At 32.9% G+C, this 8,371-nt stretch carries 7 protein-coding genes and 1 pseudogene; 3 read left to right on the top strand and 5 right to left on the bottom strand.

What is annotated here, in order from left to right; genetic code table 11:
- Together H7O61_RS07655 and H7O61_RS07650 are read right to left on the bottom strand one after the other, a co-directional pair.
- The coding region (locus H7O61_RS07655) for an ATP-binding cassette domain-containing protein (protein WP_187875631.1) at positions 1-1,250 on the bottom strand (1,250 nt) is incomplete at its 3' end.
- Entirely contained in the window at positions 1,238-2,794 is a 1,557-nt protein-coding gene (locus H7O61_RS07650) for a DUF4135 domain-containing protein (RefSeq protein ID WP_013356265.1), read from the bottom strand. The genes H7O61_RS07655 and H7O61_RS07650, both read right to left, overlap by 13 nt.
- A 472-nt stretch (positions 2,795-3,266) precedes the next feature.
- On the opposite strand from H7O61_RS07650, the gene H7O61_RS07645 reads away from it, so the two are divergent.
- Positions 3,267-4,670, top strand: a complete 1,404-nt coding sequence (locus H7O61_RS07645) for a hypothetical protein (protein ID WP_000910440.1) — start codon at positions 3,267-3,269, stop codon at positions 4,668-4,670.
- A gap of 58 nt (positions 4,671-4,728) precedes the next feature.
- On the opposite strand, the gene H7O61_RS07640 is transcribed toward H7O61_RS07645, so the two are convergent.
- Together H7O61_RS07640 and H7O61_RS07635 are read right to left on the bottom strand one after the other, a co-directional pair.
- Entirely contained in the window at positions 4,729-5,448 is a 720-nt protein-coding gene (locus tag H7O61_RS07640) for a Fic family protein (protein WP_000956089.1), read from the bottom strand.
- Positions 5,438-5,713, bottom strand: coding sequence for a hypothetical protein (locus H7O61_RS07635; protein WP_000910431.1), 276 nt, complete (start codon positions 5,711-5,713; stop codon positions 5,438-5,440). Before H7O61_RS07635 ends, H7O61_RS07640 begins: the two co-directional genes overlap by 11 nt.
- A gap of 171 nt (positions 5,714-5,884) precedes the next feature.
- Here H7O61_RS07635 and H7O61_RS07630 point away from each other — a divergent pair, with 171 nt between their 5' ends.
- On the top strand, positions 5,885-6,217 hold the full coding sequence (locus tag H7O61_RS07630; protein WP_187875629.1) for a plasmid mobilization protein: 333 nt from the start codon (positions 5,885-5,887) through the stop codon (positions 6,215-6,217).
- Positions 6,207-8,189, top strand: coding sequence for a relaxase/mobilization nuclease domain-containing protein (locus tag H7O61_RS07625; RefSeq protein ID WP_187875627.1), 1,983 nt, complete (start codon positions 6,207-6,209; stop codon positions 8,187-8,189). Before H7O61_RS07630 ends, H7O61_RS07625 begins: the two co-directional genes overlap by 11 nt.
- Positions 8,190-8,195: 6 nt before the next feature.
- Here the strand turns inward: H7O61_RS07625 and H7O61_RS07620 are convergent.
- Positions 8,196-8,371 (bottom strand): annotated as a pseudogene (locus H7O61_RS07620) (ATP-binding cassette domain-containing protein); the annotation flags it as partial.

Below are 8,371 nucleotides of genomic sequence, written 5' to 3'. Positions count from 1 at the left end.
AGCTCTAAATCCTGTAACGAGTATTTGTTATTGATAATAATTTGACCTGAATTTGGGATATAAAACCCTAGCAATAATTTAATCAGCGTGGTTTTTCCGCTAGCATTCTTGCCGACTAGTGCATAAATTTTATCAGAGTGTAAAGAGAGATTAAAGTTTTCAAAAATAAGTTTTGAATTAGGATAAGAGAAACTAATATTTTCAAATGTAATGCTATGGATTTTTTCTTCTAATTTGATTTGTGTTTCTGGTTTTGGCATTTTGTAATCTAAAATACAGAAATAATTTTCAAAGTATTTATTGATAGCAAAAAACCACTTTCCATAAAATGATAAATCTTGTAGTTGCTGTTGGGTAGAGCTAAATGCTTGGATATACCCAGCAATTGCTCCCACACCAATTAATTTTGAAAGGATAATAAAAACCATTAGAAAAAATAGTGCGATACTTAGAGTGGTGATTAAAATATCAGCATATATGGTAAGCATTAAGTTTTTTTGGGCGATTTTCACAAAATGATTGATATATAATTCTTTGTTTTCAATAAATTTATGATGAAAATTTAGCATGAAGTTAAATAATAGGTTGTCCTTGTTCTTTTGGTTATCTAGTCCAGAATATAGATAATTTTGTATGCTCTCTTTTTTGTCTTGAAGCTTATCTATGGAAGCACTATGTTTTTTTGCTATATGATTGGAGATGAAAATACAAGGCACTGTTGCAAAAATCATTATAAAGGGTAGATAAATACTAATGGAAAATAATATCCCAAACAGACTCACAAGCCCTATAATGCGTTGCAAGTTAAAAAATAGATTACTGACATAATTTAGGGGACGGATGTATAGACCGTTATGGATAGCGTTAAGCTTAATAGTGTGATCTTTGTTTTCAAAAAAATTTAGATTTTTAACTTTTGTGAATTTATTAGCAAGCTGAGTGATGATGTTTATAGAAAATTGTTCAGCAATAATGGTTTGCAAGCTTGATGAAATTCCTGAGAACACATGCGTTAAGAACAGCAAGGCTCCCCATAGTAGCAAAGTTGGTAACAGCAAGCTGTATTCAAAATGCGTATGATTTTGCAATAGGTCTACCACAATATCAATCAATCTTATCATAACAAGAATATTTATAGATGGAATAATGCCGATAAATAGCACTGTAATTGATGCCAACACAACACATTTTGGTGAGCTTTTATAGAGTAAAATGAAAGTCCTTAGAGGAATGCTTTTTATCGTATCCATCCGATATTTTTCTCTTCCTGGTTGATGGATCTGGATAAATTTAAGCTTTCTTCTATTGATAAAACATTTTGATGAATGTATTCATCGGATATTTGACTAATTTTACTTTTTATGTTTTTAATTAGCGGTTTCCTAAAAGCATTTTTTATTGTTTGTGAATCCGCTGTATACAGGTTGCATGTATTGATATCACGATAGAATAATGGGACAAGTCCTTTTTGTATGGTTTGTATTTCGTATTGAACGATTTGTTTTTTGGCATTCTTTGAGAAACAATTTACTTGTTGGTTATCCAGTGTTAGCTCAATCTTATTCCAGTAAGTGTCCCAGTTAATATATTCTTTAGGTTGCCAACTTCTGACAGATATAAAACTATAGAATGATGTTGGTCTCAGGATATGTCTGTATTTAAAATTAGATAAGTAGTTTTCATTAAGAATATCTAATAATTTTTGTCTGTTTTTGCAAATTTCAAGCATTGTTTCTGTAAAGGAATTTGTGATTATTTTTGAGTAGAGATGCGGTTGTATAATAGTTTTATTAGATGATATTCTATTATGTGATTGATAATGACTTAATTTTCTATAGCTTACCCTAAACTCATCGCTACCATCATTAATCACAAATGGGTAGAGAAAACTTTTGTTCCTAACCTCGCCACCCTGTAACCCAGAAATAATACTTCTCCTCTTATTGTCAAGTGTGTTGTTATTGATAAGCTCTTGAACTGGTTCAATAAATAATGTGGCCTCAACATCTGTTATAGTGTTGTCAATAAGACCAGAAGATGTTTCTTTGAATGTAAATAATGTCTCAAAATCTAGTATTACTGGTAATCCATCAGAGACTAACAAGTTTTCTAGATGGATGTCGGTAAGATTTAATGTTGCAGAAACAGCCATTAATTCTGCAACTCTTTTGTAAAAAAACTCTATATCCTTTACATCAGGGTCATATTCGATATAGTCAGCTACATTTAGTAAGTCCGATTGCCAATATACACTTTTCTTTTTTGTGTGTATATTTAATATTTTGCATACATCGTAAAATACTTTTGATGGGTCTGTTAGTGAGGATTTAATAAAAAATTTTCTGTTTTTTTTGATTGTTACTAGTATGGAAGTAAAAACGAGCGAATGCAAATCACTAAACTCTACTTCAATGCTCTTAATATCGTTTTTACAAGAAATAATCTTGGATAGCAAGAGTGCTTCTATTGATTTTTCTATAGTATTTTTTGTTAGGATAGTAAAATTGACAAGGTTTGAGCGAACTCTGTTTAAAATACCAATTTCATGCAGTTTGTTTAGAATTATTTTTGTGTCGTTAAAGTAGTATTCATATGCGTTGGGAATTTTATTTTGCTTAGCATCAAATATTAGTTTAGCAATGGTCGGAACTAAAAAGAACTCCATTCGTCTGAAAAGTATATATCTATACCTAGATATATACTTTTCTATAGATACAATTTCTTCAATGTCGAACCAATTGTTGAAGAGAGTCTCATACAATCTTAAACGATTTGGTTCTGTATCTTTCTTCATTGAGCTCACTTCAGCCAGTCACAAGTTCCACTAGCACAACAAGCCGTAGAATCTCCAAAAAAGAAATGAGTCTCAATAATATCAAAACTAATTTCATCTAATCCAGTGTAAAAGTTTTCTAATTCCATAATTTACCTCCGGTTTTTTGCTTAAACTAAAACGATACAAATTATATCATTAGAGATGAATAATTATTATAAAAGTAATATCAGTAATAAGTATTGTGTGTAGATAATTACGCTAGAATAGGGAAAAACAATATTGATAAATATAAGCCCCCTAGTGTCAGCTTTAGCTGACGATAAATATCAAACTAGAGCATAGCTCTAGTTCACCGATTACATGGGACTTGTAAGGCAATATCATGTGGTTTTTTATTTAATGGTATTTATTGTTTTAAAAAGTTAAATTTTAAGAAAAAATAACAATAAAAGTGAATTTCTAAATGAAATGATAGGTTGGAGGTCATGGAATGTTAAAAGATTATTGGGAGTGTTTTAATTTTTTGACTTACAATGATTATGAAGAATGGAGCAATGGGGAGGATTTTTATAGTTTTATTTTTCCTAATTGTGAGAGTAAGGGTGAAATGAATAAGGATTTTTCTAAGCCAAATGCTGTGTTTTTGTATAAAGACTTAAAGACAACTCTAAATGATACCGATAAACCAGCTTTAAAACGCCGTATAATGCTTAAAGACACTTGGGGCGATGATTATATTGATTTTGTGCTAGAAAACGATTTAACGCTATGTAGCGGCTTAAGTTATAGGGGTAGGTATAATGACTTAGCTCATGCTCAACAAATGAACGCTTTAATTTTTGATTTAGATGGGGTAGGGTTAAAAGAAATTACCGCTTTTTTTGAAGTGGTTAAATATTGTGAAAAAAACGAGCCTAACAGATATTTTTGGCCTATACCTAGACCGACATTTGTTGTTTTAAGTGGGGTAGGTTTGCATGTGTATTATGTGTTTGATAAGCCTATAGATTTATTTCCAAATATCAAACTCCAGCTTAAAGCTTATAAATACGCTCTTACATTCAATATTTGGCGTTATAAAGAGACTAGCAAAGAAAAAGAAACTCAATATCAGTCAATCAATCAATCTTTTAGAATGGTAGGGAGCATTAACGAAAAGCATGGCAATAAGATTATCGCCTTTAAAACAGGCGATAGAGTGAGTTTGGAATACATGAACCAATATGTTAAAGAAGATAAAAGAGTGGATATTTTAAAGCGTTTTAGACCGAGCAAATACACCCTAGCAGAGACTAAAATTAAATTTCCCGAATGGTATGAGAGAGTGATAGTTAGGGGCGAACAAAGAGAAAAAAAGAAATGGCATATTAAAAAAGATGTGTATGAGTGGTGGAAAAAGCGTTGTGAAGAGCCTAAGGGAGGGCATCGCTATTTTTTTATGATGTGTATGGCTATTTATGCTTACAAATGCGATGTATCCAAGCAAGAGCTAGAAAAGGATATGTTAGAAGTTTTTGAAAAATTAAAAGATATACCCCACACTAACCCCTTAACTAAGCGAGATGTTTATAGTGCGTTAGAGAGCTACGATAAGGGTATGGCGTGTTTTAAAATTAAGGATATTGAAATCCTTACGGCGTTAAGAATTGATAGGAATAGGCGAAATTGTCAAACCCAAGAAAATCATTTAGAAATAGCAAGGGCTATAAGAGATGTTAAACAGAGCCGACAGGGAAAGACTTGGAATAATAAAGATGGTAGACCCAGCAAACAGAATGCGGTTTTGCTATGGCGTATCAAAAACCCACAAGGCAAAAAAATTGATTGCCATAAGGAAACAAATATAGACCCAAAGACCATTCATAAGTGGTGGGACACTTACACACCAAACTAGAATTAGTCTCAAGATTATACGAGTAAAACCTATGCTAAGAGAGTAGAAGTGAAACAGACTATTTAGAAAAGAAATAGCTAACCATTTCATTGAAATTGTCTTGACTTTGCAAAATGGTGTCTTTCAAGTAGCCTTTTGTGTTGTCATATTCCTTGATGCCCCTGTAGTAAAAGGCTTTGTGTTCGTTTTCTATGATGAAAGGCATGATATTGTTTTTTAAGCATTCTTTAAACATCACTAATCGCCCCACCCTACCATTGCCATCGCTAAAAGGGTGTATCTTTTCAAAAGCCACATGAAAATCTATGATGTTTTCCAAACTCACTTCAAGGTTGCGTTGGTAATTTTTTAAAAGTTTTGTTAACTCGCTTTCAACCAATTTGGGTCTTGTTGTGGTGCTATTGCCTACAAAATTAGGGCGTTTTTTAAAATCACCAATAACTTCATCAGAGCAATTATTTTTTAAGATTTTGTGTAAGGTCTTAAAGTATTCTAAACTCAAAGGTTCTCTATAACTTTCAAGTAAGTAATTTACGCATTCAAAGTGATTGATAGTTTCAAAAATATCATCAAGTTTGATATTTTCATTTTTTTCAGTTATAAGAGCAGATTTATCAAAAATATGAGCGGTTTGTTCATAAGTCAAACCGCTTCCTTCAATGCGATTAGAGTTGTAAGAAAATTTGATTTGGATCAAGTGGTAAATGCCATTTTTGATAGCATTCTTTCTTTCGTGATTCAGTTTTTCTATGAGTTTAGATAAATCCTTAGTTAGCATGTATTTCTCTTTTTAACTCATTTGTAAGCTCATCTAAACTATCAATTTTTGTAAAATTAGCCCCACTCTCTACATCTTTTATCGCTTGTAAAGTCTCTAAATTTTTAGTTTTTTTCTCTTCTTTCTTAGCTTGAGAATATTGCTTTTTAATCTCTTTCATTTGTGTTTTAATTTCTAAAACTTTACTTTGATACTTAGCTAATTGTTTTTCTAATTTGCCAAGCTCCTTATAAAATTTAACCCCTACTTCTACATCTTTCAACATCTCAGCTCCTTGTGTTAAACAACATTGTAGTCCCATTATATCTAAAACTCAGTCAATCTATGCTAAACTACAATTAAAAGGGGCAAGCATATATTTTGTAATACAATATTACAAAATAGCTTGCAATGGGGTAATCCCCCTTGACCCCCTAAAAATCAAATAAGGGAACAAGTGAATATAAACAAACAAATTATTAAAAGTCTTAGGTTATCTAAAGAACAATGGCAAACTATCCAAACTCAAATGCAAGAAAAAAATTTAAACTTCTCTCAATTGGTTTTAAACTCTCTTTTAACTCAAAACTCACAAACTCCAACAAAATCTAAAAAAAAAGCGATTGCTAATAAAGAACTAGTTATTGAATTAGCTAAGTGGGGAAACAATTTAAACCAAATCGCTAAATGTCTCAACACTAATAAAGGAGTATGGGATAGATTAGGTTTAGAACAACTCATAGAAATCAGTTACCAGTTAGAACAAATAAGATCCAAGTATGTTGGTTAAATTTTGGGGCATTAATCAAGGGGGCGGCGATGGTGATGGGAGCGTTAATTACTTGCTTAATGAAAGGGTAGAACAAGGCACAGCTAAAGTTTTAAAGGGCGATGCTAATCTAACTAAAAGCCTTTTACTCTCTCTTACTCAAAAACACAAGGCATGCGTAGGGTGTTTATCCTTTGAAGAGCCTGACATTGATGAAAATCTCAAACACGAATTGATAGAAAGTTTTGAAACCACTTTATTGACTGAAAAAATGCAAGGGCGTTACAACATTTTATGGGTAGAACACACAGACAAGGGGCGTTTGGAGTTGAATTTTGTTATACCTAGAATTGATTTGATAACTCAAAAAGCCTTTACCCCCTATTACCATAGTGCAGACATCACACGCATTGACATTTGGAAGGATTATACCAACTTAAAACACGCCTTTACTAACCCTAAAGACTTAGAAAAACAAAACACCATTCAACACCACAACACAAAGACCCCACAAGGCAAAGAACTTTTAGAAACCTATGAAAAACTAGACAAGCTTATACAAGACAACTTAGGAACGCTATTTAATAGCCGAGATGACATCATCAATTTTTTAAAGGCTAATCAATGCGAAGTTAATAGACAAGGTAAGGATTATATCAGTGTCAAGCTACCCAACGAACCTAAAGCCAAACGATTGAAAGGATTTTACTACCATGAAACATTCAGAACTATTGCAGACATTAGAGAGCAACTTAGCGAAGTTAGACAGCGAGAGAGCCAACGAGAATACCCAAACTCTCAAAGAGCTAATAACAATCATGCAGAACTACTGCGAGAGCTTGAAAACAAATTACACGAGCGTATTGAACACAAACAACGCTACTATGAAAGATTACACCAAGCTGATCCAAGCAACCCAAGAGATTTTAAAGAACAGCCACCTGGAGCTAGAGAAAGCCAACAAAGAACACAACAAGACTATACAAGCGAAGTTGATAGACTTAGAGAAACAATGTTACAAAAACCTAACCAAAAAATCCTTACTGATGCCCTTAAATTTTCTCATGGGGTTAGTCGTAATGGGAGCAATATCAATGGGGGCATACTTTCTCATCATTCTGCCCTACAAAAACAAGGAATTAGAGCTTTTACGGAAAGAAAATTTGCAATTCAAACAGCGAATAGACCAATTAGACAACGCCAATCTGCAAAGATTTTACCAACCAATACCGACCAAGAAATAAGGAGAAAAAATGCAGAACAATTGCTTAAACAAGTTGCAGAACGCTTTAATCAACGAAATAGAGAACTTACAGAACGAGAAAGAGATCTTGCTCAAAGAAAAGAACAGCGAGATAGCAAGTTTAGAGAACGACAGAAACGAGCTATTGATCAAGCTAGAGAAAGTTACAGCAGAATTTCAAAAACTAAGCAACGATTACTTGAAATTAGAGGCAGAAATCTTGAACTTGAAAGAGAGCTACGAAACGCTATCCCAAACGCACAACACATTATTAGCCAAATTTCAAGCTTTAGAGAGAGCAGAGAGAGCCGAATTGAATCAATTAATGCAAACCTTAGAACAGAAAGAAGTCTCGCTCAAAAACGATTTACAGACAATGTGCGAACAGATTTTACAACAAGAATTACAGAGTGCTCAAATCAAAGAGCAAGAGACTTCACAAGCTCAATACAAAGAATTGAAAACACAATTAGAGATTTTAGAAACAACGCTCAAGCAAGAGTTAGAACAATCCTACACAACCTTTATGCAAGAACACGAGACGCAATTAACGCAATTAAAAACATCTACAGAAACGCAAAAGAACGAATTAGAGACTTCTTTCAACGAGCAGATGAACGACTTTCAAAACGAATGGAACAAGAAACAAGAGAGCTTCATACAAAAACAACACAGCTGGATAGAAAGATTAGAGAACACAATCAAAAAATAGAAAACGAGAGAAATTATAGTCGTGGGTATGGGCGGTAAGTCGCTTTAATATTGTTGCTTCAAATATAATTCAGAAAATAAGCCCTGTTTCTTTATAAGGGTTTCAAAGTTGCCCTGTTCTATTAGTTTGCCTTGATCTAACACGATAATTTCATCAGCTTGCTTGACACTATTCATGCGGTGTGTAATGATTAAAGCCATCTTAGATTGCGATTTTTTAA

Origin of the sequence: Helicobacter pylori (assembly GCF_014496965.1) — a bacterium.
Taxonomy (GTDB): Bacteria; Campylobacterota; Campylobacteria; order Campylobacterales; family Helicobacteraceae; genus Helicobacter; species Helicobacter pylori_CZ.
Note: the sequence above shows the minus strand (reverse complement) of the source record. Positions and strands in the feature narration are given on the sequence as shown.

Bases quoted from the DNA above. Each gene is read 5' to 3' on its own strand.
- H7O61_RS07650 (WP_013356265.1), bottom strand. From the start codon at position 2,794: ATGAAGAAAGATACAGAACCAAATCGTTTAAGATTGTATGAGACTCTC.
- H7O61_RS07645 (WP_000910440.1), top strand. From the start codon at position 3,267: ATGTTAAAAGATTATTGGGAGTGTTTTAATTTTTTGACTTACAATGAT.
- H7O61_RS07625 (WP_187875627.1), top strand. From the start codon at position 6,207: ATGTTGGTTAAATTTTGGGGCATTAATCAAGGGGGCGGCGATGGTGAT.
- H7O61_RS07635 (WP_000910431.1), bottom strand. From the start codon at position 5,713: ATGTTGAAAGATGTAGAAGTAGGGGTTAAATTTTATAAGGAGCTTGGC.
- H7O61_RS07640 (WP_000956089.1), bottom strand. From the start codon at position 5,448: ATGCTAACTAAGGATTTATCTAAACTCATAGAAAAACTGAATCACGAA.